General features: G+C 55.6%; 35 protein-coding genes. 34 read left to right on the top strand and 1 reads right to left on the bottom strand.

All coding sequences use genetic code 11. From position 1 onward, the window contains the following. The first annotated feature begins 107 nt into the window (after positions 1–107). The 34 genes from rpsL (at position 108) to bfr (ending at position 20,587) form a co-directional block, all read left to right on the top strand. Positions 108–479 (top strand): 30S ribosomal protein S12, encoded by a 372-nt coding sequence (gene rpsL / locus ACZ0AZ_RS05910; RefSeq protein ID WP_003186084.1) that lies wholly within the window; start codon positions 108–110, stop codon positions 477–479. A 107-nt stretch (positions 480–586) separates the two neighbouring features. Next, the gene (rpsG, locus tag ACZ0AZ_RS05905; protein WP_016772941.1) at positions 587–1,060 is read left to right on the top strand and encodes a 30S ribosomal protein S7; all 474 of its coding nucleotides are present in this window, start codon (positions 587–589) and stop codon (positions 1,058–1,060) included. Between the two features lie 30 nt (positions 1,061–1,090). Beyond that, on the top strand, positions 1,091–3,196 hold the full coding sequence (fusA, locus tag ACZ0AZ_RS05900; RefSeq protein ID WP_016772942.1) for an elongation factor G: 2,106 nt from the start codon (positions 1,091–1,093) through the stop codon (positions 3,194–3,196). Positions 3,197–3,227: 31 nt separating this feature from the next. Then, positions 3,228–4,421: an elongation factor Tu gene (tuf, locus tag ACZ0AZ_RS05895; protein ID WP_024014521.1), complete on the top strand. Its 1,194-nt coding sequence runs from the start codon at positions 3,228–3,230 to the stop codon at positions 4,419–4,421. Between the two features lie 154 nt (positions 4,422–4,575). Next, positions 4,576–4,887, top strand: a complete 312-nt coding sequence (gene rpsJ / locus ACZ0AZ_RS05890) for a 30S ribosomal protein S10 (RefSeq protein WP_003186070.1) — start codon at positions 4,576–4,578, stop codon at positions 4,885–4,887. 80 nt (positions 4,888–4,967) lie between these two features. Continuing rightward, positions 4,968–5,603 carry a 50S ribosomal protein L3 gene (rplC, locus tag ACZ0AZ_RS05885; protein WP_463537073.1) on the top strand — a complete coding sequence of 212 codons (636 nt, stop codon included), beginning with the start codon at positions 4,968–4,970 and terminating at the stop codon, positions 5,601–5,603. A gap of 12 nt (positions 5,604–5,615) precedes the next feature. Further along, positions 5,616–6,218, top strand: coding sequence for a 50S ribosomal protein L4 (rplD, locus tag ACZ0AZ_RS05880; RefSeq protein ID WP_003228735.1), 603 nt, complete (start codon positions 5,616–5,618; stop codon positions 6,216–6,218). Further along, on the top strand, positions 6,215–6,514 hold the full coding sequence (rplW, locus tag ACZ0AZ_RS05875; RefSeq protein ID WP_002555488.1) for a 50S ribosomal protein L23: 300 nt from the start codon (positions 6,215–6,217) through the stop codon (positions 6,512–6,514). The genes rplD and rplW overlap by 4 nt, the downstream gene beginning before the upstream one ends. A gap of 14 nt (positions 6,515–6,528) precedes the next feature. After that, positions 6,529–7,353 carry a 50S ribosomal protein L2 gene (rplB, locus tag ACZ0AZ_RS05870; RefSeq protein ID WP_016772943.1) on the top strand — a complete coding sequence of 275 codons (825 nt, stop codon included), beginning with the start codon at positions 6,529–6,531 and terminating at the stop codon, positions 7,351–7,353. A gap of 16 nt (positions 7,354–7,369) precedes the next feature. After that, entirely contained in the window at positions 7,370–7,645 is a 276-nt protein-coding gene (rpsS, locus tag ACZ0AZ_RS05865) for a 30S ribosomal protein S19 (protein ID WP_011336172.1), read from the top strand. A gap of 11 nt (positions 7,646–7,656) precedes the next feature. Beyond that, positions 7,657–7,989: a 50S ribosomal protein L22 gene (rplV, locus tag ACZ0AZ_RS05860; RefSeq protein ID WP_003103908.1), complete on the top strand. Its 333-nt coding sequence runs from the start codon at positions 7,657–7,659 to the stop codon at positions 7,987–7,989. 13 nt (positions 7,990–8,002) lie between these two features. Continuing rightward, positions 8,003–8,689 carry a 30S ribosomal protein S3 gene (gene rpsC, locus ACZ0AZ_RS05855; RefSeq protein WP_003176422.1) on the top strand — a complete coding sequence of 229 codons (687 nt, stop codon included), beginning with the start codon at positions 8,003–8,005 and terminating at the stop codon, positions 8,687–8,689. A 12-nt stretch (positions 8,690–8,701) separates the two neighbouring features. Further along, positions 8,702–9,115, top strand: coding sequence for a 50S ribosomal protein L16 (rplP, locus tag ACZ0AZ_RS05850; RefSeq protein ID WP_003228729.1), 414 nt, complete (start codon positions 8,702–8,704; stop codon positions 9,113–9,115). Further along, positions 9,115–9,306 carry a 50S ribosomal protein L29 gene (rpmC, locus tag ACZ0AZ_RS05845; RefSeq protein ID WP_002555481.1) on the top strand — a complete coding sequence of 64 codons (192 nt, stop codon included), beginning with the start codon at positions 9,115–9,117 and terminating at the stop codon, positions 9,304–9,306. The genes rplP and rpmC overlap by 1 nt, the downstream gene beginning before the upstream one ends. Positions 9,307–9,308: 2 nt before the next feature. Beyond that, entirely contained in the window at positions 9,309–9,575 is a 267-nt protein-coding gene (gene rpsQ, locus ACZ0AZ_RS05840; RefSeq protein WP_003194644.1) for a 30S ribosomal protein S17, read from the top strand. A gap of 23 nt (positions 9,576–9,598) precedes the next feature. Then, positions 9,599–9,967: a 50S ribosomal protein L14 gene (gene rplN / locus ACZ0AZ_RS05835; RefSeq protein ID WP_002555479.1), complete on the top strand. Its 369-nt coding sequence runs from the start codon at positions 9,599–9,601 to the stop codon at positions 9,965–9,967. A gap of 11 nt (positions 9,968–9,978) precedes the next feature. After that, positions 9,979–10,293, top strand: coding sequence for a 50S ribosomal protein L24 (gene rplX, locus ACZ0AZ_RS05830; protein ID WP_003186046.1), 315 nt, complete (start codon positions 9,979–9,981; stop codon positions 10,291–10,293). A 20-nt stretch (positions 10,294–10,313) separates the two neighbouring features. After that, positions 10,314–10,853 carry a 50S ribosomal protein L5 gene (rplE, locus tag ACZ0AZ_RS05825; protein WP_003210069.1) on the top strand — a complete coding sequence of 180 codons (540 nt, stop codon included), beginning with the start codon at positions 10,314–10,316 and terminating at the stop codon, positions 10,851–10,853. Positions 10,854–10,866: 13 nt separating this feature from the next. Then, positions 10,867–11,172: a 30S ribosomal protein S14 gene (gene rpsN / locus ACZ0AZ_RS05820; protein WP_003186042.1), complete on the top strand. Its 306-nt coding sequence runs from the start codon at positions 10,867–10,869 to the stop codon at positions 11,170–11,172. A 208-nt stretch (positions 11,173–11,380) separates the two neighbouring features. After that, positions 11,381–11,773 (top strand): 30S ribosomal protein S8, encoded by a 393-nt coding sequence (rpsH, locus tag ACZ0AZ_RS05815; protein ID WP_016772944.1) that lies wholly within the window; start codon positions 11,381–11,383, stop codon positions 11,771–11,773. 12 nt (positions 11,774–11,785) lie between these two features. Continuing rightward, a complete protein-coding gene (gene rplF, locus ACZ0AZ_RS05810; protein WP_007966176.1) occupies positions 11,786–12,319 on the top strand; it encodes a 50S ribosomal protein L6 in 534 nt (177 codons plus the stop codon). Positions 12,320–12,329: 10 nt separating this feature from the next. Beyond that, positions 12,330–12,680 (top strand): 50S ribosomal protein L18, encoded by a 351-nt coding sequence (gene rplR / locus ACZ0AZ_RS05805; RefSeq protein WP_003186037.1) that lies wholly within the window; start codon positions 12,330–12,332, stop codon positions 12,678–12,680. A 3-nt stretch (positions 12,681–12,683) separates the two neighbouring features. Beyond that, positions 12,684–13,184 (top strand): 30S ribosomal protein S5, encoded by a 501-nt coding sequence (gene rpsE, locus ACZ0AZ_RS05800; RefSeq protein WP_007955637.1) that lies wholly within the window; start codon positions 12,684–12,686, stop codon positions 13,182–13,184. A 2-nt stretch (positions 13,185–13,186) separates the two neighbouring features. Further along, positions 13,187–13,363 (top strand): 50S ribosomal protein L30, encoded by a 177-nt coding sequence (rpmD, locus tag ACZ0AZ_RS05795; protein ID WP_003176408.1) that lies wholly within the window; start codon positions 13,187–13,189, stop codon positions 13,361–13,363. A 3-nt stretch (positions 13,364–13,366) separates the two neighbouring features. Continuing rightward, positions 13,367–13,804 (top strand): 50S ribosomal protein L15, encoded by a 438-nt coding sequence (rplO, locus tag ACZ0AZ_RS05790; RefSeq protein ID WP_039761942.1) that lies wholly within the window; start codon positions 13,367–13,369, stop codon positions 13,802–13,804. Further along, positions 13,805–15,133 (top strand): preprotein translocase subunit SecY, encoded by a 1,329-nt coding sequence (gene secY, locus ACZ0AZ_RS05785; protein ID WP_016772945.1) that lies wholly within the window; start codon positions 13,805–13,807, stop codon positions 15,131–15,133. 27 nt (positions 15,134–15,160) lie between these two features. Beyond that, positions 15,161–15,277 carry a 50S ribosomal protein L36 gene (gene rpmJ / locus ACZ0AZ_RS05780; protein ID WP_002555468.1) on the top strand — a complete coding sequence of 39 codons (117 nt, stop codon included), beginning with the start codon at positions 15,161–15,163 and terminating at the stop codon, positions 15,275–15,277. Between the two features lie 130 nt (positions 15,278–15,407). After that, entirely contained in the window at positions 15,408–15,764 is a 357-nt protein-coding gene (rpsM, locus tag ACZ0AZ_RS05775) for a 30S ribosomal protein S13 (protein WP_003186020.1), read from the top strand. Between the two features lie 30 nt (positions 15,765–15,794). Then, a complete protein-coding gene (gene rpsK, locus ACZ0AZ_RS05770) occupies positions 15,795–16,184 on the top strand; it encodes a 30S ribosomal protein S11 (protein ID WP_002555466.1) in 390 nt (129 codons plus the stop codon). A gap of 18 nt (positions 16,185–16,202) precedes the next feature. Beyond that, on the top strand, positions 16,203–16,823 hold the full coding sequence (rpsD, locus tag ACZ0AZ_RS05765; RefSeq protein ID WP_003176404.1) for a 30S ribosomal protein S4: 621 nt from the start codon (positions 16,203–16,205) through the stop codon (positions 16,821–16,823). Between the two features lie 22 nt (positions 16,824–16,845). Beyond that, positions 16,846–17,847, top strand: coding sequence for a DNA-directed RNA polymerase subunit alpha (locus ACZ0AZ_RS05760; protein ID WP_016772946.1), 1,002 nt, complete (start codon positions 16,846–16,848; stop codon positions 17,845–17,847). Positions 17,848–17,889: 42 nt separating this feature from the next. Then, on the top strand, positions 17,890–18,276 hold the full coding sequence (rplQ, locus tag ACZ0AZ_RS05755; protein WP_003176402.1) for a 50S ribosomal protein L17: 387 nt from the start codon (positions 17,890–17,892) through the stop codon (positions 18,274–18,276). Positions 18,277–18,515: 239 nt separating this feature from the next. Beyond that, the gene (locus tag ACZ0AZ_RS05750; RefSeq protein WP_129999702.1) at positions 18,516–19,970 is read left to right on the top strand and encodes a catalase; all 1,455 of its coding nucleotides are present in this window, start codon (positions 18,516–18,518) and stop codon (positions 19,968–19,970) included. Positions 19,971–20,119: 149 nt separating this feature from the next. Then, positions 20,120–20,587 carry a bacterioferritin gene (bfr, locus tag ACZ0AZ_RS05745; protein ID WP_039761939.1) on the top strand — a complete coding sequence of 156 codons (468 nt, stop codon included), beginning with the start codon at positions 20,120–20,122 and terminating at the stop codon, positions 20,585–20,587. A gap of 65 nt (positions 20,588–20,652) precedes the next feature. Here bfr and uvrA read toward each other — a convergent pair whose 3' ends face one another. After that, the gene (uvrA, locus tag ACZ0AZ_RS05740) at positions 20,653–23,487 is read right to left on the bottom strand and encodes an excinuclease ABC subunit UvrA (RefSeq protein WP_039761937.1); all 2,835 of its coding nucleotides are present in this window, start codon (positions 23,485–23,487) and stop codon (positions 20,653–20,655) included. Positions 23,488–23,633 lie beyond the last annotated feature (146 nt).

Genomic DNA, 23,633 nt, shown 5'->3' with positions numbered 1-23,633 from the left:
AGATCCTCTTTAGACTCTTGATCCCCTAAATTTGGCGGGAATTCGTTCCTGCCATTTTGCTTTTCTTGCAAGACAATAGCGTCGCAAGACAACAGTGGAGCTAGTAGATGGCAACTATCAACCAGCTGGTACGTCAGCCGCGTAAGCGTATCGTCGAGAAATCCGACGTGCCTGCGCTGCAGAACTGCCCGCAACGTCGTGGCGTGTGCACCCGTGTGTACACCACCACGCCGAAAAAACCTAACTCGGCACTGCGTAAAGTATGCCGTGTGCGTCTGACCAACGGTTTCGAGGTTTCCTCGTACATCGGTGGTGAAGGCCACAACCTGCAAGAGCACAGCGTGGTACTGATCCGCGGCGGTCGTGTAAAAGACTTGCCAGGTGTTCGTTACCACACCGTTCGCGGCTCCTTGGATACTTCCGGCGTTAAAGGCCGTAACCAGGGTCGTTCGAAGTACGGTACCAAGCGTCCGAAGTAATCGGCCGTTTTGCAGATTTTTATTTTATTGAGTCGATAAGAGTAAGGTCGGGCACGCATCCTCTGGATCTGTCCCGAGCTAACCTGAAGACCGCTTGAGGGCTTATCATGCCAAGACGTCGCGTAGCAGCAAAGCGTGAGATTCTGGACGATCCGAAATACGGAAGCCAGATCCTCGCCAAATTCATGAACCACGTTATGGAAAGCGGCAAGAAAGCCGTTGCCGAGCGTATCGTTTATGGTGCCCTGGAAACCGTTGCGGCCCGTAAGGCTGGCACCGATCCCCTGGAACTCTTCGAAAAAGCACTCGACGCCATCGCTCCGCTGGTCGAAGTGAAGTCGCGCCGCGTTGGTGGTGCTACTTACCAGGTTCCGGTCGAGGTTCGTCCTTCCCGTCGTAACGCTCTGGCAATGCGCTGGTTGGTAGACTTCGCCCGTAAGCGCGGCGAGAAGTCTATGGCTCTGCGTTTGGCTGGCGAACTGCTGGATGCTGCTGAAGGTAAAGGTGCTGCTGTTAAGAAGCGTGAAGACGTGCACCGTATGGCCGAAGCTAACAAAGCTTTCTCGCACTACCGCTTCTAATTTTAGCTTCACTAATTTTGCGAGGGCTTTATGGCTCGTACTACTCCGATTAGCCGCTACCGTAACATCGGTATCGTCGCTCACGTGGATGCTGGTAAAACCACCACCACCGAGCGCGTACTGTTTTACACCGGCAAAAGTCACAAAATGGGCGAGGTGCATGATGGCGCCGCGACCACAGACTGGATGGTTCAGGAGCAGGAGCGTGGTATTACCATTACTTCTGCTGCCATTACCGCCTTCTGGAAAGGTTCCGAGAAGCAGTACTCTCACGAGCACCGTTTCAACGTAATCGATACCCCGGGCCACGTTGACTTCACCATTGAAGTTGAACGTTCCCTGCGCGTACTCGACGGCGCTGTCGTTGTGTTCTGCGGTACTTCGGGTGTTGAGCCGCAGTCGGAAACCGTATGGCGTCAAGCCAACAAATACGGCGTTCCACGTCTTGTTTACGTAAACAAGATGGACCGTGCCGGCGCCAACTTCCTGCGCGTGATCGGTCAGATCAAGCAGCGTCTGGGTCACACTCCGGTGCCGATCCAGTTGGCCATCGGTTCCGAAGACAACTTCCAGGGTCAGATCGATCTGATCAACATGCAAGCTGTCTACTGGAACGACTCCGACAAAGGTATGGTCCCTGTTCGCAAGGACATTCCTGCCGAGCTCCAAGAGCTGGCTGAAGAGTGGCGCAACAATATGGTTGAAGCTGCTGCCGAAGCCAACGAAGAGCTGATGAACAAGTACCTGGAAGGCGAAGAGCTGTCGATCGAAGAGATCAAGGCTGCTTTGCGTCAGCGTACTATCGCCGGCGAAATCGTTCTGGCCGTTTGCGGTTCTTCGTTCAAGAACAAGGGCGTTCCCCTGGTTCTCGACGCCGTTATCGACTACCTGCCTGCTCCGACCGACATTCCTGCTATCAAGGGTTCCAACCCTGATAACGAGGAAGAAGAGATGGAGCGTCATGCAGACGACAATGAGCCTTTCGCGGCTCTGGCGTTCAAGATCGCTACCGACCCATTCGTGGGTACTCTGACCTTCGTCCGCGTTTACTCGGGCGTGTTGAACTCCGGCGACGGCGTGATCAACTCGGTCAAAGGCAAGAAAGAGCGCGTGGGTCGTATGGTGCAAATGCACGCAAACGCCCGTGAAGAGATCAAGGAAGTACGCGCTGGTGACATCGCGGCCCTGATCGGCATGAAGGACGTCACCACCGGTGAAACCCTCTGCAACGCTGACAAGCCAATCATCCTGGTTCGCATGGACTTCCCGGAGCCGGTTATTTCGGTTGCCGTAGAGCCTAAGACCAAGGATGACCAGGAAAAAATGGGTATCGCTCTGGGCAAGCTCGCTCAGGAAGACCCGTCTTTCCGCGTTAAAACTGATGAAGAGACTGGTCAGACGATCATCTCCGGCATGGGCGAGCTGCACCTGGACATCCTGGTTGACCGGATGCGCCGTGAGTTCAACGTCGAAGCCAACATCGGCAAGCCTCAGGTTTCGTATCGTGAGCGCATCACGAAGAACTGTGAAATCGAAGGCAAGTTCGTTCGTCAGTCCGGTGGTCGCGGCCAGTTCGGTCACTGCTGGATCCGTTTTGCTCCTGCTGACGAAGGTCAGGAAGGTCTGCAGTTCGTGAACGAAGTTGTAGGTGGTGTGGTTCCTAAGGAATACATCCCGGCTATCCAGAAGGGTATCGAAGAGCAGATGAAGAACGGCGTTGTTGCCGGCTATCCGCTGATCGGCCTGAAGGCTACCGTGTTCGATGGTTCTTACCACGACGTCGACTCCAACGAGATGGCGTTCAAGGTGGCTGCTTCCATGGCGACCAAGCAACTGGCCCAGAAGGGTGGTGGTGAGTTGCTCGAGCCGATCATGGCGGTAGAGGTTGTTACGCCTGAAGACTATATGGGTGATGTGATGGGCGACCTTAACCGTCGTCGCGGCATGATCCAGGGTATGGAAGACACAGTGTCCGGCAAGGTTATCCGTGCCGAGGTTCCACTGGGTGAGATGTTCGGTTATGCGACCGACGTTCGTTCCATGTCCCAGGGTCGCGCAAGCTACTCTATGGAATTCAAAAAATACGATACGGCTCCGTCGCACATCGTCGAATCCGTAACCAAAAAACAAGGCTGATTCAGCCCCTTTAGGCTAGGAGTTAATTGTCGTGGCTAAAGAAAAATTTGATCGTTCCCTACCGCACGTCAACGTTGGCACCATTGGTCACGTTGACCACGGTAAAACCACTCTGACTGCTGCTCTGACTCGCGTCTGCTCCGAAGTTTTCGGTTCGGCCGTCGTTGAATTCGACAAGATCGACAGCGCACCAGAAGAAAAAGCTCGCGGTATCACCATCAACACCGCTCACGTTGAGTACAACTCGACTATTCGTCACTACGCTCACGTTGACTGCCCAGGTCACGCTGACTACGTGAAGAACATGATCACCGGTGCTGCTCAGATGGACGGCGCGATCCTGGTTTGCTCGGCCGCTGATGGTCCGATGCCGCAAACCCGTGAGCACATCCTGCTGTCCCGTCAGGTAGGCGTTCCGTACATCGTGGTTTTCCTGAACAAGGCTGACCTGGTAGACGACGCTGAGCTGCTGGAACTGGTTGAGATGGAAGTTCGTGACCTGCTGTCGACCTACGACTTCCCGGGCGACGACACTCCGATCATCATCGGTTCGGCTCGTATGGCGCTGGAAGGCAAAGACGACAACGAAATGGGCACCACTGCCGTTCGTAAACTGGTTGAAACTCTGGATACCTACATCCCAGAACCAGTTCGTATGATCGACAAGCCATTCCTGATGCCAATCGAAGACGTGTTCTCGATCTCGGGTCGCGGTACTGTTGTGACTGGTCGTATCGAGCGCGGTATCGTTCGCGTTCAGGACGCGCTGGAAATCGTTGGTCTGCGTGACACCACCACCACCACCTGCACCGGTGTTGAGATGTTCCGCAAACTGCTCGACGAAGGTCGTGCTGGCGAGAACTGCGGCGTTCTGCTGCGCGGTACCAAGCGTGACGACGTTGAGCGTGGCCAGGTTCTGGTCAAGCCAGGTTCGGTCAAGCCGCACACCAAGTTCACCGCAGAAGTTTACGTTCTGAGCAAGGAAGAAGGCGGTCGTCACACTCCGTTCTTCAAAGGCTACCGTCCACAGTTCTACTTCCGTACTACTGACGTGACTGGTAACTGCGAGCTGCCAGAAGGCGTTGAAATGGTAATGCCAGGTGACAACATTCAGATGACTGTTACCCTGATCAAAACCATCGCGATGGAAGACGGTCTGCGTTTCGCTATCCGTGAAGGCGGTCGTACCGTCGGCGCTGGCGTCGTAGCCAAAATCATCGAGTAAGGCTTTTAAAGTCAGCTTGATGGATTGAAAAAGCCCCCGCTCAGCGGGGGCTTTTTTATTGGGTTGACACCTATCGGGGGCGTCTATAGAATTGCGCCTCCTTTTAACGGGCGTATTGCGCCCGGTGGGAATAGCAGCCGGAGTCTGAAATCCAATGCAAAATCAGCAAATCCGTATCAGGTTGAAGGCTTTTGACCATCGCCTGATCGACCAATCAACCCAGGAAATCGTGGAAACCGCGAAACGTACTGGTGCTCAAGTGCGTGGTCCAATTCCACTGCCTACCCGTAAAGAGCGGTTCACCGTTCTGGTTTCCCCGCACGTCAACAAAGACGCGCGTGACCAGTACGAGATCCGCACTCATAAGCGTGTTCTGGACATCGTCCAGCCAACGGATAAAACCGTTGATGCGCTGATGAAGCTTGATCTTGCGGCCGGTGTGGAAGTGCAGATCAGCCTCGGCTAAGACTCGGTCTTGGTCGTGTAACGCTCTGAAATGGGCGGCCATAGCGGGTGAAAGCCCCGTACACTCATGAGGTTTACAACATGACTATTGGTGTAGTCGGTCGTAAATGCGGTATGACCCGTATTTTCACCGAAGAAGGTGTCTCCATTCCGGTCACGGTCATTGAGATCGAGCCGAATCGCGTCACCCAGTTCAAAACTGAAGAGACCGATGGCTATCGTGCAGTGCAAGTCACTGTCGGCGAGCGTCGCGCTTCGCGTGTAACAGCAGCTCAGGCTGGCCACTTCGCTAAAGCGAGCGTTGCCGCTGGTCGCACCACCATGGAATTCCGCCTTGAAGAAGGCGAGTACCAGGCAGGCGATCTGATCAACGCTGAAATCTTCGCCGCTGGTCAACTGGTTGATGTAACCGGTCAGTCCAAGGGTAAAGGCTTCCAGGGTACGATCAAGCGTTGGAATTTCCGCGGGCAAGATAACACCCACGGTAACTCCGTATCCCACCGCGTCCCAGGCTCTATCGGCCAGTGCCAGACTCCTGGTCGTGTATTCAAGGGCAAAAAAATGTCCGGTCATATGGGCGCTGAGCGCGTGACCGTGCAGTCCCTGGAAGTAGTGCGCGTGGACGCTGAACGCAATCTGTTGTTGGTCAAGGGTGCTGTTCCTGGCGCTACTGGCGGCAACCTGGTTGTACGTCCAGCAGCCAAGGCTCGCGGTTAAGGGGAAGCTGACATGCAATTAAATGTAAATGACGCTCAAGCGATCGAAGTTTCCGAACTGACATTTGGCGGCGAATTCAACGAGACGCTGGTTCACCAAGCAGTCGTGGCCTACATGGCCGGCGGCCGTCAAGGTAGCAAGCAGCAGAAGACCCGTTCCGACGTTCGTGGTGGCGGCAAGCGCCCATGGCGTCAGAAAGGTACTGGCCGTGCTCGTGCCGGTACTATCCGTAGCCCAATCTGGCGTGGCGGCGGTACCACTTTCGCAGCTCGTCCACAGGATCACTCCCAGAAGCTGAACAAGAAGATGTATCGCGCAGCAATGCGTTCCATCCTTGCTGAGCTGGTGCGTACTGATCGTCTGGTCGTGGTTCAGGATTTCGCTGTTGAAACTCCGAAAACCAAAGATCTGCTGGGCAAACTGAACAACATGAGCCTGACCGACGTTCTGATCGTGTCGGACGCTGTTGATCAGAACCTGTACCTGGCTGCTCGCAACCTGCCGCACGTAGATGTACGTGATGTGCAAGGTTCCGATCCAGTTAGTCTGATCGCATACGACAAGGTGTTGATCACCGTGTCGGCCGTGAAGAAATTCGAGGAGCTGCTGGGATGAACCAGGAACGCGTATTTAAAGTTCTGCTTGGCCCGCACGTTTCCGAGAAGGCTACGGTTCTGGCAGACAAGAAAGGCCAGTTCGTTTTCAAGGTTGCTACCGATGCAACCAAGCTGGAAATCAAGAAGGCCGTCGAAAGCCTGTTCAGCGTGAAAGTAGAGCGCGTCACTACCCTGAACGTTCTGGGTAAGAGCAAGCGCACTGCTCGCGGTCTGGGCAAGCGTAATGACTGGAAGAAGGCAGTTATCTCCCTTCAGCCAGGCCAAGATCTCGATTTCAGCAGCAGTGCTGAGTAAGGAAGGGGTGCATCATGGCAATCGTTAAATGCAAACCGACTTCCCCTGGCCGCCGTTTTGTGGTCAAGGTGGTCAACCAGGAGCTGCATAAAGGCGCTCCTCACGCACCGCTGCTCGAGAAAAAATCGAAGTCTGGTGGTCGTAACAACAATGGCCGTATTACCACTCGTCACATCGGTGGTGGTCATAAGCAGCATTACCGTATGGTCGATTTCCGTCGCAACGACAAAGATGGCATCGTCGCCACTGTCGAGCGTATTGAATACGATCCAAACCGTACTGCTCACATCGCACTGCTCTGCTACGCAGACGGCGAGCGCCGCTACATCATCGCCCCTAAAGGCGTGAGTGCTGGCGACCAGCTGATCGCAGGCGCTCTGGCTCCAATCAAGCCAGGCAACGCTCTGCAGCTGCGCAACATTCCAGTCGGTTCTACCGTACACGGCATCGAATTGAAGCCAGGTAAAGGTGCACAGATCGCTCGTTCCGCTGGTGCTTCGGCTCAGCTGATCGCTCGTGAAGGTGTCTACGTGACCCTGCGTCTGCGTTCCGGTGAAATGCGTAAAGTCCTGGCTGAATGCCGTGCGACCCTGGGTGAAGTCTCGAACTCCGAGCACAGCCTGCGTTCGCTGGGTAAAGCTGGTGCCAAACGCTGGCGTGGCGTTCGCCCAACCGTTCGTGGTGTTGCCATGAACCCGGTTGACCACCCACATGGTGGTGGTGAAGGTCGTACCTCTGGTGGTCGTCATCCGGTATCGCCATGGGGCTTCCCGACTAAGGGCGCGAAGACTCGTGGTAATAAGCGTACCGACAAAATGATCGTCCGTCGTCGCAAGTAAATAGAGGGATACGACAGTGCCACGTTCTCTGAAAAAAGGTCCTTTTATTGATCTTCACCTACTGAAGAAGATCGAAGTGGCGGCGGAAAAGAACGATCGCAAACCAATTAAAACCTGGTCGCGTCGTTCGATGATCCTGCCACAAATGGTCGGTCTGACCATCGCAGTACACAACGGTCGTCAGCACGTCCCAGTTCTCGTTAACGAAGACATGGTCGGCCACAAACTGGGCGAGTTCGCCGGTACCCGCAACTATCGCGGGCACGTGGCTGACAAGAAAGCCAAGCGTTAAGGGGTAAGGAAATGGAAGTAGCCGCTAAGTTGTCGGGCGCTCGAATCTCCGCCCAGAAAGCCCGCTTGGTCGCCGACCAGATCCGCGGGAAGAAGGTGGGCGAAGCGCTCAACCTGTTGGCTTTCAGCAGTAAGAAAGCCGCCGAGATCATGAAGAAAGTGCTGGAGTCGGCCGTAGCCAACGCCGAGCATAACGAAGGCGCAGACGTTGATGACCTGAAGGTCAGCACCGTTTTCGTCAACGAAGGGCGTTCGCTGAAGCGCATCATGCCACGTGCCAAAGGCCGTGCTGATCGCATCGTCAAGCGGTCTTGCCATATCACTGTCAAGGTTGCTGACAAGTAACGGAGTCGAAGAGATGGGTCAGAAAGTACATCCCATTGGCATTCGCCTGGGAATCGTCAAGGAGCACACCTCCGTCTGGTACGCAGACGGTCGGACTTATGCGGACTACTTGTTCGCAGATCTGAAAGTGCGTGAGTATCTCCAAGACAAACTAAAAAGCGCGTCCGTAAGCCGTATCGATATCCATCGTCCGGCCCAAACTGCACGCATCACCATCCACACCGCTCGTCCAGGTATCGTTATCGGGAAGAAAGGTGAAGATGTTGAGAAACTGCGTCAGGACCTGACCAAGCAAATGGGTGTGCCTGTGCACATCAATATCGAAGAGATCCGCAAGCCGGAGCTCGACGGTATGCTGGTTGCGCAGAGCGTAGCTCAGCAGCTGGAGCGTCGTGTAATGTTCCGTCGCGCTATGAAGCGCGCTGTACAGAACGCCATGCGCATTGGTGCCAAAGGCATCAAAATCCAAGTGAGCGGTCGTCTCGGCGGTGCTGAAATCGCACGTACTGAATGGTATCGCGAAGGTCGTGTGCCACTGCACACCCTGCGTGCCGACATCGACTATGCCAACTACGAAGCTCACACCACTTACGGTGTGATCGGTGTAAAGGTTTGGATCTTCAAAGGCGAAGTTATTGGTGGTCGCCAAGAAGAACTGAAACCACAAGCACCAGCGCCTCGTAAAAAAGCTGCTAAGTAAGGGGTACGCCAAATGTTGCAACCAAAGCGTACGAAGTTCCGCAAGCAGATGACCGGCCACAACCGTGGTCTGGCACTGCGCGGTAGCAAAGTCAGCTTCGGCGAGTTCGCGCTGAAGTCTGTTGCTCGTGGTCGTCTCACCGCTCGTCAGATCGAGTCAGCGCGTCGTGCTCTGACCCGTCACGTAAAACGTGGCGGCAAGATCTGGATCCGTGTATTCCCGGACAAGCCGATCTCCAAGAAACCTCTCGAGGTTCGTATGGGTAAAGGTAAGGGTAACGTGGAGTACTGGGTTGCCCAGATTCAGCCAGGCAAAGTCCTGTATGAAATCGAGGGTGTTTCTGAAGAGCTGGCGCGTGAGGCTTTCGCCCTGGCTGCTGCAAAGCTGCCGCTCGCCACCTCCTTTGTTAAACGGACGGTGATGTGATGAAAGCGAATGAACTTCGTGAAAAATCCGCACAGCAGCTGAACGAGCAACTGCTCGGCTTGCTGCGCGACCAGTTCAATCTGCGCATGCAGAAAGCAACTGGCCAGTTGGGGCAGTCTCATCTGCTCTCGCAAGTTAAGCGTGACATCGCTCGCGTGAAGACTGTGCTCAACCAGCAGGCAGGTAAGTGATCATGGCTGAAGCCGAAAAAACTGTCCGTACGCTGACTGGCCGTGTTGTCAGCGACAAGATGGACAAAACCATCACCGTTCTGATCGAGCGTCGCGTAAAGCACCCGATCTACGGTAAATACGTTAAGCGTTCGACTAAGCTGCACGCGCACGACGAAACCAATCAGTGCCACATCGGCGACAAAGTCACTATTCGTGAAACTCGTCCGATGGCCAAGACCAAGTCTTGGGCGCTGGTTGATGTTCTCGAACGCGCTGTGGAAGTCTAAGGGCTAGGGGTCGGAGAAATTATATGATTCAGACTCAATCCATGCTCGATGTGGCCGATAACAGCGGCGCTCGCCGTGTTATGTGCATCAAGGTGCTGGGTGGCTCCCATCGTCGTTACGCTGGTATCGGTGACATCATCAAAGTTACCGTGAAGGAAGCAATTCCTCGCGGTAAGGTGAAAAAAGGCCAAGTGATGACTGCTGTTGTAGTCCGCACTCGTCACGGCGTACGTCGTGCTGATGGCTCCATTATCCGCTTTGATGGCAACGCTGCTGTTCTTCTGAACAACAAGCAAGAGCCGATCGGCACCCGTATCTTTGGGCCAGTGACCCGTGAACTTCGTACTGAGAAGTTCATGAAGATCGTCTCGCTCGCCCCAGAAGTGCTGTAAGGAGATCCGACATGCAAAAGATTCGTCGTGACGACGAGATCATCGTGATCGCCGGCAAAGACAAAGGTAAGCGCGGTAAGGTGCTGAAGGTTCTTGCTGACAACCGTCTGGTTGTTGGTGGTCTGAACCTGGTCAAGCGTCATACCAAGCCTAACCCGATGTCGGGCGTACAGGGCGGTATCGTCGAGAAAGAAGCGCCACTGCACGCTTCCAACGTCGCCATCTTCAACGGCGAAACCAACAAGGCTGACCGCGTTGGTTTCAAAGTAGAAGACGGTAAGAAAATTCGTGTCTTCAAGTCGACCCAAAAAGCGGTTGATGCTTGAACACTGCTAGGTAGAAGACCATGGCACGACTAAAAGAGATTTACCGGAAGGAAATCGCTCCGAAACTTAAGGAAGAACTTAAGCTTTCGAACGTGATGGAAGTTCCGCGCGTTACCAAAATCACCCTGAACATGGGTCTGGGCGAAGCGATCGGCGACAAAAAAGTCATCGAGCACGCTGTTGCTGACCTGGAAAAGATCACCGGCCAGAAAGTCGTTGTGACCTACGCTCGTAAATCCATCGCTGGCTTCAAAGTCCGCGAAGGATGGCCGATCGGCGTCAAAGTGACCCTGCGCCGTGAGCGTATGTACGAGTTCCTGGATCGTCTGCTGTCGATCTCCCTGCCTCGGGTTCGCGACTTCCGCGGCCTGAATGCCAAGTCCTTCGATGGTCGTGGCAACTACAGCATGGGCGTGAAAGAGCAGATCATCTTCCCGGAAATCGACTACGACAAGATCGATGCTCTCCGCGGTCTGGACATTACCCTGACCACCACTGCCAAGAACGATGATGAAGGCCGCGCTCTGCTGCGTGCTTTCAAATTCCCGTTCCGCAACTGATTGGAGTAGGAAAATGGCCAAGAAGAGCATGAAGAACCGTGAGCTGAAGCGTCAGCTCACCGTTGCCAAGTACGCCACCAAGCGTGCAGCGCTGAAAGCTATCATCGTCGATCTGAACGCAAGTCCAGAAGCGCGTTGGGAAGCTACCGTAGCACTGCAGAAGCAACCACGTGACGCAAGCGCTTCGCGCATGCGTAACCGTTGCCGCCTGACTGGTCGTCCGCACGGCGTGTACCGCAAGTTCGGCCTCGGCCGTAACATGCTGCGTCAAGCTGCAATGCGTGGTGACGTGCCAGGTCTGGTTAAAGCCAGCTGGTAATAGTTGTCAAAGTCTCGATGTTCGGGTTCGCAAGAACCTGACCATCGGTGGCCTTGAATCTGAATCAAGCCCCTTTTGGGGCTTGATTCATTTCTGGGGTGTGTCTAGAATGACCGGCTCGCCTGAGCCCGTGTTTTTCTGCCCGGAAGTTCTCGGCGACAAGTAGTAGCCGCAAGGCTAATTTTTTTGTATTAGGAGCGTCTAGCCCATGAGTATGCAGGACCCGTTAGCGGACATGCTAACTCGAATCCGTAATGCCCAGATGGCTGAAAAGTCTGTCGTAAGCATGCCGTCTTCCACGTTGAAGGCAGCTGTAGCAAAAGTCCTGAAGGACGAAGGTTACATCGCGGATTTTCAGATCACCACCGACGCCAAGCCGTCGCTGTCCATCTCGCTGAAGTACTTCGAAGGCCGTCCGGTTATCGAAGAAGTGAAGCGCGTTAGTCGTCCAGGCCTGCGTCAGTACAAGTCCGTTGAAGATCTGCCGAAAGTTCGTGGCGGTCTTGGCGTGTCTATCGTCTCCACCAACAAAGGTGTGATGACGGATCGTGCTGCGCGCGCTGCCGGTGTCGGCGGCGAAGTTCTTTGCACTGTGTTCTAAGGGGGGATAAGCATGTCTCGCGTCGCTAAGAACCCCGTTAAGCTGCCAGCCGGTGTCGAAGTCAAATTCGCAGGCCAACAGCTTTCGGTGAAGGGTGCCAAGGGCACTCTTGAACTGAACATCCATTCGTCCGTTGAGATCGTTGAAGAAGCTGGTGAGCTGCGTTTCGCTGCTCGCAATGGCGATCAACAAACTCGCGCAATGGCCGGTACCACGCGTGCGTTGGTAAACAACATGGTCCAGGGCGTAAGCCAAGGCTTCGAGCGCAAGCTCCAGCTGGTCGGTGTTGGTTACAAAGCGCAAGCAAAAGGTCAGGTTCTGAACCTGGCTCTTGGCTTCTCGCACCCAGTGGATTACGAACTGCCGCAAGGCATCACCGCTGAGACTCCTAGCCAGACCGATATCCTGATCAAGGGCATCGACAAGCAGCTGGTAGGTCAAGTGGCCGCCGAGATCCGCGACTTCCGTCCACCAGAGCCGTACAAAGGCAAAGGTGTGCGCTACGCGGACGAAGTCGTCCGTCGTAAAGAAGCCAAGAAGAAGTAGGGCATAGCAAATGACCGACAAAAAAGTTACTCGACTGCGTCGCGCTCGCAAAGCACGCCTGAAAATGCACGAACTCGAAGTCGTGCGTCTCTGCGTGTTCCGCTCGTCGCAGCACATCTACGCCCAGGTCATCTCGGCCGACGGCAACAAGGTCCTGGCAAGTGCCTCGACTTTGGATAAAGAACTGCGTGATGGTGCCACTGGCAACATCGACGCGGCCACAAAGGTTGGCCAGCTGGTCGCTACGCGTGCTAAGGCCGCTGGCGTATCGCAAGTGGCTTTCGACCGCTCTGGCTTCAAGTACCACGGCCGCGTTAAAGCGCTGGCTGATGCTGCTCGTGAAGCTGGGCTGGAGTTCTAAGTTATGTCAAATAACGACCAAAAGCGCGACGAAGGCTACATCGAGAAGCTGGTTCAAGTTAACCGCGTAGCCAAAACCGTTAAAGGCGGCCGTATCTTCACTTTCACCGCGTTGACCGTGGTTGGTGATGGTAAAGGGCGTGTTGGCTTCGGCCGTGGCAAGTCACGTGAAGTGCCTGCTGCGATCCAGAAGGCAATGGAAGCTGCTCGCCGCAACATGATTCAAGTTGACCTGAACGGCACCACCCTGCAGTACGCAATGAAGTCCGCTCACGGCGCTTCGAAGGTGTACATGCAGCCTGCTTCTGAAGGTACCGGTATCATCGCTGGCGGCGCTATGCGTGCTGTCCTCGAAGTTGCTGGCGTTCAGAACGTTCTGGCCAAGTGCTACGGCTCGACTAACCCGGTAAACGTGGTTCACGCCACTTTCAAGGGTCTGAAGGCTATGCAGTCTCCTGAGTCCATCGCTGCCAAGCGTGGCCTGCGTGTTGAGGAGATCAAGTAATCATGGCTACCGTTAAAGTTACGCTGATCAAAAGCATGACCGGCCGCATCCCTAACCACAAACTGTGCGTTAAGGGTCTGGGTCTGCGTCGCATCGGTCACACTGTAGAAGTCCAGGATACTCCCGAGAATCGCGGGATGATCAACAAGGCTTACTACATGCTGCGTGTCGAGGGTTAATCGATGAAACTCAATGATCTGAGTCCAGCGCCGGGTTCCCGTCGCGAAAAGCATCGTCCGGGCCGTGGTATCGGTAGTGGTTTGGGCAAGACTGGTGGCCGTGGTCACAAAGGTCAGACCTCCCGCTCCGGTGGCACCATCGCTCCAGGCTTTGAAGGCGGTCAACAGCCGCTGCATCGTCGCCTGCCTAAGTTCGGTTTCGTTTCCCTGAAAGCCATGGATCGCGCAGAAGTGCGTTTGTCCGAGCTGGCCAAAGTGGAAGGCGACGTCGTTACTGTGCAGTCCCTGAAAGATGCCAACGTGATCAACGTCAACGTACAGCGTGTGAAAATCATGCTGTCCGGTGAAGTGACTCGCGCTGTCACTATCGGCAAGGGAATCGGCGCCACCAAAGGTGCGCGTGCGGCTATCGAAGCAGCTGGCGGCAAGTTCGAGGAATAAATGGCTAAGCAAGGTGCTCTCTCTGCGCTCGGCAAAGGCGGTATGTCTGAACTCTGGGCTCGTCTGCGTTTTCTGTTCCTGGCGATTATCGTCTACCGAATAGGCGCACACATCCCGGTTCCAGGTATCAACCCGGACCGACTCGCAGACCTGTTTCGACAGAATGAGGGGACCATTCTTAGCTTGTTCAACATGTTCTCCGGCGGCGCGCTGGAACGGATGAGCATCTTTGCACTGGGGATCATGCCGTACATTTCGGCATCGATCATCATGCAACTGATGACCGCCGTCAGCCCGCAGCTGGAGCAGTTGAAGAAGGAAGGTGAAGCTGGCCGTCGCAAGATTAGCCAGTACACCCGCTACCTCACCGTCGCTCTCGCTCTGGTCCAGGCTATTGGCATGTCCATTGGTCTGGCCGGGCAGGGAGTCGCGTTCACTGGTGACTTTGGCTTCCATTTCGTCGCGGTAACCACATTTGTGGCTGGTGCGATGTTCATGATGTGGCTGGGTGAGCAGATTACTGAGCGTGGTGTTGGCAACGGTATCTCGATGTTGATTTTTTCGGGTATCGTCGCCGGTCTTCCGAGAGCAATCGGGCAGTCTTTCGAGTCTGCGCGTCAGGGTGATATCAACATCTTCGCCCTGGTTGCCATCGGTTTGCTGGCAGTAGCGATTATCGGTTTCGTGGTGTTCATTGAGCGTGGCCAGCGTCGTATCGCTGTTCACTACGCCAAGCGTCAGCAGGGCCGAAAGGTTTTTGCGGCGCAGACAAGCCACTTGCCGCTGAAGGTGAACATGGCCGGTGTTATTCCGGCTATTTTCGCGAGCAGCATTTTGCTGTTTCCGGCTTCGTTGGGTGCCTGGTTCGGTCAGTCTGAAGGTATGGGCTGGTTGCAGGACATCTCGCAGTCGATCGCTCCTGGTCAGCCGTTGAATATTCTGCTGTTTAGTGCAGGGATTATTTTCTTCTGCTTCTTCTATACGGCGTTGATGTTCAATCCGAAAGACGTAGCGGAAAACCTGAAGAAGTCCGGTGCCTTTATTCCGGGCATCCGTCCAGGTGAGCAGTCTGCGCGCTATATTGATGGCGTTCTGACCCGCTTGACCCTGTTCGGTGCTCTTTACATGACGGCCGTGTGCCTGTTGCCCCAATTCCTGGTGGTTGCAGCAAACGTTCCGTTCTACCTTGGCGGGACCTCGTTGCTGATCGTGGTCGTGGTTGTGATGGACTTCATGTCCCAAGTACAATCGCACCTCGTTTCGCACCAGTACGAATCCCTGATGAAGAAAGCCAACCTGAAGGGTTACGGCAGCGGCATGTTGCGCTGAGTACCCATAAGGTTCGAGGAGTTGGTGATGAAAGTTCGTGCATCGGTGAAAAAGCTGTGCCGTAACTGCAAGATTATTCGCCGCGAAGGTGTTGTTCGAGTAATTTGCAGCGCGGAACCGCGTCACAAACAGCGCCAAGGCTGAGTGTGATTGTGCTTCAAGCCCGGTAGCTAGTGCGCTACCGGGTTGATTATTTGTTATTACAGCGATATTATCTCGCGCCCTATTTCTTGGCTTCCGGGGCGTAGGTAGCTGTCAATTGGAGTCCCACTGAATGGCCCGTATTGCAGGCGTTAACATTCCAGATAACAAGCATACTGTTATCTCGCTGACCTACATCTATGGTGTTGGTCGCACTACTGCGCAGAAGATCTGTGCAGTGACTGGGGTAAACCCAGCAGCAAAGATCAAAGATCTGAGCGACGAGCAAATTGAACAGCTGCGTGGCGAAGTGGCGAAGTTCACCACTGAAGGTGACCTGCGTCGCGAAATCAACATGAAAATCAAGCGCTTGATGGACCTCGGTTGCTATCGCGGTCTGCGTCATCGTCGTGGTCTGCCAGTACGCGGTCAGCGTACCAAGACCAACGCGCGTACCCGTAAAGGTCCGCGTAAGCCGATCCGCAAGTAATCGCCCCAGCGAATCGACAGGAATTTAATCATGGCAAAACCTGCTGCTCGTCCTCGTAAAAAAGTTAAAAAGACAGTGGTTGATGGCATCGCCCACATCCATGCATCTTTTAACAACACCATCGTGACCATCACCGACCGTCAAGGTAACGCTCTTTCCTGGGCTACCTCCGGTGGTTCGGGTTTCCGCGGTTCCCGCAAGTCCACCCCGTTCGCTGCTCAAGTAGCTGCTGAACGTGCTGGTCAAGCTGCGCTGGAATACGGCCTGAAAAACCTCGACGTCAACGTCAAGGGTCCAGGTCCAGGTCGTGAATCCGCAGTCCGCGCTTTGAACGGCTGTGGCTACAAGATCGCCAGCATCACCGACGTGACGCCAATCCCGCACAACGGGTGCCGTCCGCCGAAGAAGCGCCGCGTGTAATCCAGGAGATTGTAAAGAATGGCTCGTTACATTGGTCCAAAATGCAAACTCGCTCGTCGCGAAGGCACCGATCTCTTCCTGAAGAGCGGCGTGCGCGCGATCGAATCGAAGTGCAACATTGAAGCAGCACCTGGTATCCACGGCCAACGCCGCGGTCGCCAGTCCGACTACGGCACCCAACTGCGTGAAAAGCAGAAGGTCCGTCGTATCTACGGCGTTCTCGAGCGTCAGTTCAGCGGCTACTACAAAGAAGCTGCTGGCAAGAAAGGTGCAACCGGTGAAAACCTGCTGCAACTGCTCGAATGCCGTCTGGACAACGTTGTATACCGTATGGGCTTTGGTTCGACTCGTGCCGAATCCCGCCAGCTGGTATCGCACAAGTCGATCAGCGTAAACGGTCAGACCGTAAACGTTCCGTCGTATCAGGTTCGTGCTGGTGACGTGGTTGCAGTTCGCGAGAAAGCAAAAAACCAACTTCGCATTGTCCAAGCTCTCGATCTGTGTGCCCAACGTGGCCGCGTAGAATGGGTAGAAGTAGACACTGAGAAGAAGTCGGGCGTTTTCAAGAACGTTCCTGCTCGCAGTGATCTGTCCGCCGACATCAACGAAAGCCTGATTGTCGAGCTCTACTCCAAGTAAGGGCTAGAAAATAGGTGCATCCATGCAGATTTCGGTAAATGAGTTCCTGACACCCCGCCACATTGATGTGCAGGTTGTCAGTCCAACCCGCGCCAAGATCACTCTCGAGCCTCTCGAGCGTGGTTTTGGCCACACCCTGGGCAACGCGCTGCGCCGCATCCTGTTGTCCTCAATGCCCGGCTGCGCAGTAGTCGAGGCCGAGATTGACGGTGTGCTCCACGAGTACAGCGCCATCGAAGGTGTACAGGAAGACGTAATTGAAATCCTGTTGAACCTTAAAGGTCTGGCCATCAAGCTGCACGGTCGTGACGAAGTTACGCTGACCTTGTCGAAGAAGGGTTCGGGGGTGGTTACCGCTGCCGATATTCAGCTGGATCATGATGTCGAGATCGTTAATCCCGATCACGTAATCGCTAACCTGGCGTCTAACGGCGCCCTGAACATGAAGCTCACCGTAGCTCGTGGTCGTGGTTATGAACCAGCCGACTCGCGTCAGAGCGATGAAGACGAAAGCCGCAGCATCGGTCGCTTGCAGCTTGACTCTTCGTTCAGCCCGGTTCGCCGTATCGCTTACGTGGTGGAAAACGCCCGTGTCGAACAGCGTACCAACCTGGACAAGCTGGTTATTGATCTGGAAACCAACGGTACCCTGGATCCTGAAGAGGCTATCCGTCGCGCTGCAACCATCCTGCAACAGCAGCTGGCTGCGTTCGTCGACCTCAAAGGTGAAAGTGAGCCGCTGGTTGTCGAGCAGGAAGACGAGATCGATCCGATCCTGCTTCGCCCGGTTGACGATCTGGAACTGACTGTACGTTCGGCTAACTGCCTTAAGGCGGAAAACATCTACTACATCGGCGACCTGATTCAGCGTACCGAAGTAGAGCTGTTGAAGACTCCGAACCTTGGCAAGAAATCCTTGACTGAAATCAAGGACGTTCTGGCCTCCCGCGGTCTGTCCCTCGGCATGCGCCTCGACAACTGGCCGCCTGCAAGTCTTAAGAAGGACGACAAGGCGACTGCCTGATCGTCGTAATCACCGAACGTAGTGTTTGGTAAGGAATGAACCATGCGTCATCGTAAAAGTGGTCGTCACCTGAGCCGCACCAGCTCGCACCGCAAGGCCATGTTCCAAAACATGGCGGTGTCGCTGTTCGAGCACGAGCTGATCAAAACTACTCTGCCAAAAGCCAAAGAACTGCGCCGCGTTGCCGAGCCGCTGATCACTCTGGCCAAGACAGACAGCCTGGCTAACCGCCGTCTGGCTTTCGACCGTACTCGTTCGAAAGCTATCGTTGGTAAGCTCTTCAACGACCTGGGCAAGCGTTACGCTACCCGTGAGGGTGGCTACCTGCGCATCCTCAAGTGCGGTTTCCGCGCTGGCGACAACGCGCCTATGGCGTACGTCGAGTTGGTTGATCGTGCTACTGCTGGCGAAGCTGTATCCGCCGAGTAAGACGTCAGTCTGAAACAAAGAACCGGGCCTAGTGCCCGGTTTTTTGTGCCTGGAAGAAATGCGCCGTCCGTACAAGTTTCTGACATGGTTGAACTGCCACTATGTGCCGGGAAAACATAATTAGTAATTATCTATCGATGCCTGCAAGTTAATGAATTTGTAGCTGTAACGTCGATGATCAATACTTCCCACCAAGCCCATTAGCCGGCAGTTCAAGACTGACAGAGGAAGAAGACCGCATGAGCCAGACCAAGACGCTTACAACCGCGAGTGGCGCGCCAGTTGCTGATAACCAGAATTCCCGCTCCGCTGGCCCACGCGGTCCGCTGCTGCTCGACGATTTCCATTTGATCGAAAAACTCGCACACTTCAACCGTGAAAACATTCCTGAGCGCCGTGTCCACGCTAAAGGCTCGGGCGCCTACGGCACGTTCACCGTTACCCGTGACATGACTGAATACACCAGTGCGAAGTTGTTCGAGTCGGTAGGCAAACAAACGCCAACCTTTCTGCGCTTTTCCACCGTAGGTGGCGAGCGTGGTTCGGCCGACACCGAGCGCGATCCGCGCGGCTTCGCCTTGAAGTTCTACACCGAGGAAGGCAATTGGGACATCGTCGGCAACAACACGCCAGTGTTCTTCATCCGCGATCCGCTGAAATTTCCTGACTTTATCCACACGCAAAAGCGTCTGCCGCAAAGCAACCTGAAAAGCGCGCAGATGATGTGGGATTTCTGGTCGCATTCGCCTGAAGCGCTGCACCAGGTCACCATTCTGTTCTCTGATCGCGGTATTCCTGACGGCTATCGCCATATGCATGGCTTCGGCAGTCACACTTACAGCCTGATCAACGCCAAAGGCGAGCGTCACTGGGTAAAGTGGCACTACAAGACTCAGCAAGGCATCAAGAATCTGGCGCCAGCCGAGGCCGCTCGTTTGGCCGGTACCGACCCGGACTACGCGCAGCGCGATCTGTTCGAGGCCATCGAGCGCGGTGAATTCCCGAAATGGCGCGTGTGCATTCAGATCATGACCGAAGCCCAGGCGGCGGCTCATTACGAGAATCCGTTCGACGTGACCAAGACCTGGTCGCAGAAAGAGTTCCCGCTGATCGAAGTTGGTGAGCTGGAGTTGAATCGCAACCCGTTGAACTACTTCGCTGAAGTTGAACAGGCTGCATTTGGCCCGAGCAACATGGTGCCAGGTGTCGGTCTGTCGCCAGACCGCATGCTGCAAGGCCGTGTATTCGCCTACGCTGACGCGCACCGCTACCGTGTGGGCACCAATCATCAGCAATTGCCGGTGAACGCTCCGCGCAGCCCGGTGAATACTTATCAGCGTGACGGCTCCATGGCTTTCGGCAGCAACGGCGGCGCGGCGCCGAACTATGAACCGAACAGCTACGTTGAATCGCCGAAACAAGCGCCACACTACGCTGAACCAGCGCTGGCCTTGAGCGGTGCCGCTGATCGTTATGATCACCGGGAAGACACCGACTACTACAGCCATGCCGGTGCCTTGTTCCGCTTGATGAGCGATGAGCAGAGGGCGTTGCTGGTCAGCAACATCGCTGGTGCCATGGCAGGTGTTTCCAGCGATGTCGTCGACCGCCAGCTGCAACATTTCTACAAAGCCGATCCGGCGTATGGAGAAGCAATCGCAAAGCTGCTTAACGTACAGCTTAACGAAGTCTAAACGAGAAGCAGAACCGCCCTCATTTGGGCGGTTTTTGCGTTATTTGGCCTGCTTTTCTCAGAATATCTTCGCTTTTATTGCGCTTCGTGAGTGACCTTCCGGTCATGTTGGTTCAAACTACAGACTTTCAGGAAGGGAGATGTAGGGCGATGCAAGGCCACCCAGATGTAATCGATTACCTCAATACGTTGCTGACCGGCGAACTGGCCGCGCGTGACCAGTATTTCGTTCATTCGCGGATGTATGAGGACTGGGGGTTCACCAAGCTCTACGAGCGCATCAACCACGAGATGGAAGAAGAAGCCGGCCACGCCGATGCATTGATGCGGCGGATTCTGATGCTCGAAGGCACGCCGCGCATGCGTCCGGATGATCTGGATGTCGGCACCACGGTGCCTGCGATGCTCGAAGCCGATCTGCGCCTCGAATACAAAGTCCGCGCTGCGCTGTGCAAAGGCATCGAGCTTTGCGAGCAACACAAGGACTACGTCAGCCGTGAGATTCTGCGGGTTCAACTCAATGACACCGAAGAAGATCACACCTATTGGCTGGAAAAGCAGCTGGGCCTGATCAAACTGATCGGTCTCGAGAACTACCTGCAATCCCACGCGTCCTGATTGCAACGGCTATAAAAAAGCCCCTGTCACTTCAACGGTGACAGGGGCTTTTTCATGCCTGGCGGTCAGGCCCGATCGCGGATCAGCAGCGGCTTGAGATAATGGCCGGTGTGAGATTGCTTCATCTCGGCCACTTCTTCCGGCGTACCGGTGGCGATGATCTGCCCGCCCTTGGAACCGCCTTCAGGACCGAGGTCCACCAGCCAGTCAGCGGTCTTGATCACATCAAGGTTGTGCTCGATCACCACCACGGTATTGCCGTGGTCGCGCAGGCGATGCAGAACGTCGAGCAATTGCTGGATGTCGGCGAAGTGCAGGCCGGTGGTCGGTTCGTCGAGGATGTACAGAGTTTTGCCGGTATCGCGTTTGGACAGTTCTCGCGACAACTTGACCCGCTGTGCTTCACCACCGGACAAGGTCGTCGCCGACTGCCCCAGCTTGATGTACGACAGGCCAACATCCATCAACGTCTGCAGCTTGCGCGCCAGTGCCGGCACCGCGTCGAAGAACTCCCGCGCTTCCTCGATGGTCATTTCGAGGGTTTCGTGGATGCTCTTGCCCTTGTATTTGATCTCAAGGGTTTCGCGGTTGTAGCGCTTGCTCTTGCACACATCACAGGGCACATAGATGTCCGGCAGGAAGTGCATTTCCACCTTGATAAGGCCATCGCCCTGGCACGCTTCGCAGCGACCGCCCTTGACGTTGAACGAGAAACGCCCCGGGCCGTAACCACGGGAGCGCGACTCGGGCACGCCGGCAAACAGTTCGCGGATCGGTGTGAACAGCCCGGTGTAGGTCGCCGGGTTGGAACGCGGCGTACGGCCGATCGGGCTCTGGTCGATGTCGACGACTTTGTCGAGATGTTCCAGACCTTTGATGCTGTCATGCGCGGCGGCTTCCAGCGTGGTCGCACCGTTGAGTGCCGTTGCGCTCAGCGGGAACAGCGTGTTGTTGATCAGTGTCGATTTGCCAGAACCGGAGACGCCAGTCACGCAGGTCAGCAGGCCGATCGGGATGTCCAGATCGACATTGCGCAAGTTGTTGCCACGCGCACCTTTAAGCGAGAGGTTGAGCTTCTTGTTGCGCGGCGTGCGTTTGGCCGGAACTTCGATCTTCACCCGGCCGGACAGGTATTTGCCGGTCAGCGAATCCGGGTGCGCCATGACTTCGTCCGGCGTGCCCTCGGCAACGATCTGCCCGCCGTGCACACCGGCGCCAGGGCCGATATCGACGACATAGTCAGCCAGACGAATCGCGTCTTCGTCGTGCTCGACCACGATCACCGTGTTGCCGATATCGCGCAAATGCTTGAGCGTGCCGAGCAGGCGGTCATTGTCGCGCTGATGCAGGCCAATGGACGGTTCGTCGAGGATATACAGAACGCCGACCAGGCCCGCGCCAATCTGGCTCGCCAGACGAATCCGTTGCGCCTCGCCACCGGACAAGGTGTCGGCGCTGCGATCCAGCGACAGATAGTCGAGGCCGACGTTGACCAGGAACTGCAGACGCTCGCGGATTTCCTTGAGGATCTTGTCGGCGATCTCGCCGCGGCGCCCGGTCATCTTCAGCGCGCCGAAATATTCGCAGGCATCGCCAATCGGCAGGTTGGTCACTGCCGGCAAGGTTTTCTCGCCAACCCAGACGTGCCGTGCTTCGCGGCGCAGACGCGTGCCACGGCAATCCGGGCAGGCCTGATGGCTGAGGAACTTGGCCAGCTCTTCGCGCACGCTCGCCGATTCGGTTTCGCGGTAACGGCGCTCCAGGTTCGGCACGATGCCCTCGAAAGGGTGCGAGCGTTTGACGATGTCGCCACGGTCGTTCAGGTATTTGAAGTCGACGTTCTGCGAGCCGCTGCCGTGCAGGATGAACTTCTGCTGCTCGGCGCTAAGGTCGTTGAATGGCTTGTCCAGACTGAACTTGTAGTGCGAGGCAAGTGAGCCGAGCATCTGGAAGTAATAAACGTTGCGCCGGTCCCAGCCGCGTATCGCGCCCTCGGCCAGTGTTAGCTCGCCATTGACCAGACGTTTGATATCAAAGAACTGCTTCACGCCCAGACCGTCGCAGGTCGGGCAGGCGCCGGCCGGGTTGTTGAAGGAAAACAGCTTGGGTTCCAGCTCGCTGATCGCGTGGCCGCAGATCGGGCAGGCGAAGCGTGCGGAGAAGATCATTTCTTCACCCGGCTCGTCGTCCATCGGTGCGACCAGGGCAATGCCGTCGGCGAGTTTCAGCGCGGTCTCGAAAGACTCGGCCAGACGTTGCTGCAAATCAGCGCGAACCTTGAAGCGGTCAACGATCACATCGATCGAATGCTTCTTTTGTTTATCCAGCTTCGGCAGCTCGTCGAGCTCGCAAATGCGTCCGTTGACCCGGGCGCGGACGAAACCTTGCGCACGCAATTCTTCGAAAACCGACAGGTGTTCGCCTTTGCGTTCGCGGATCACCGGCGCCAGCAGCATCAGCTTGCTGCCTTCCGGCTGCGCCAGCACCAGATCGACCATCTGGCTGACAGTCTGCGCTTCCAGCGGGATGTCGTGATCCGGGCAGCGCGGTGTACCGACGCGGGCATAGAGCAAGCGCAGGTAGTCGTAGATTTCGGTGATGGTGCCGACGGTGGAACGCGGGTTGTGCGAGGTCGACTTCTGTTCGATGGAGATCGCCGGCGACAGGCCTTCGATGGTGTCGACGTCGGGTTTTTCCATCATCGACAGGAACTGTCGGGCATAGGCCGACAGCGATTCGACATAGCGGCGCTGACCTTCGGCATACAGCGTGTCGAACGCCAGGGACGACTTGCCGGATCCGGACAGGCCGGTGATGACGATCAGTTTGTCCCGTGGCAGGGTCAGGTCGATGTTCTTCAGGTTGTGGGTACGGGCCCCACGTATCAGGATCTTGTCCAAAGTGGCCTCGCTCGGCGGGCGTCGAAAACGTAGGAGTATACGGGCAAATACTGGATGGATGCACACTATCAAACGAAGGGCGTTTTGCCGTTCATGAAGAGAGTTTCATCTATACGCGTCATAGCGTCGCGATATACCCCGTCTTC

It is taken from the genome of Pseudomonas sp. AC239, from assembly GCF_979258545.1.
Note: the sequence above shows the minus strand (reverse complement) of the source record. Positions and strands in the feature narration are given on the sequence as shown.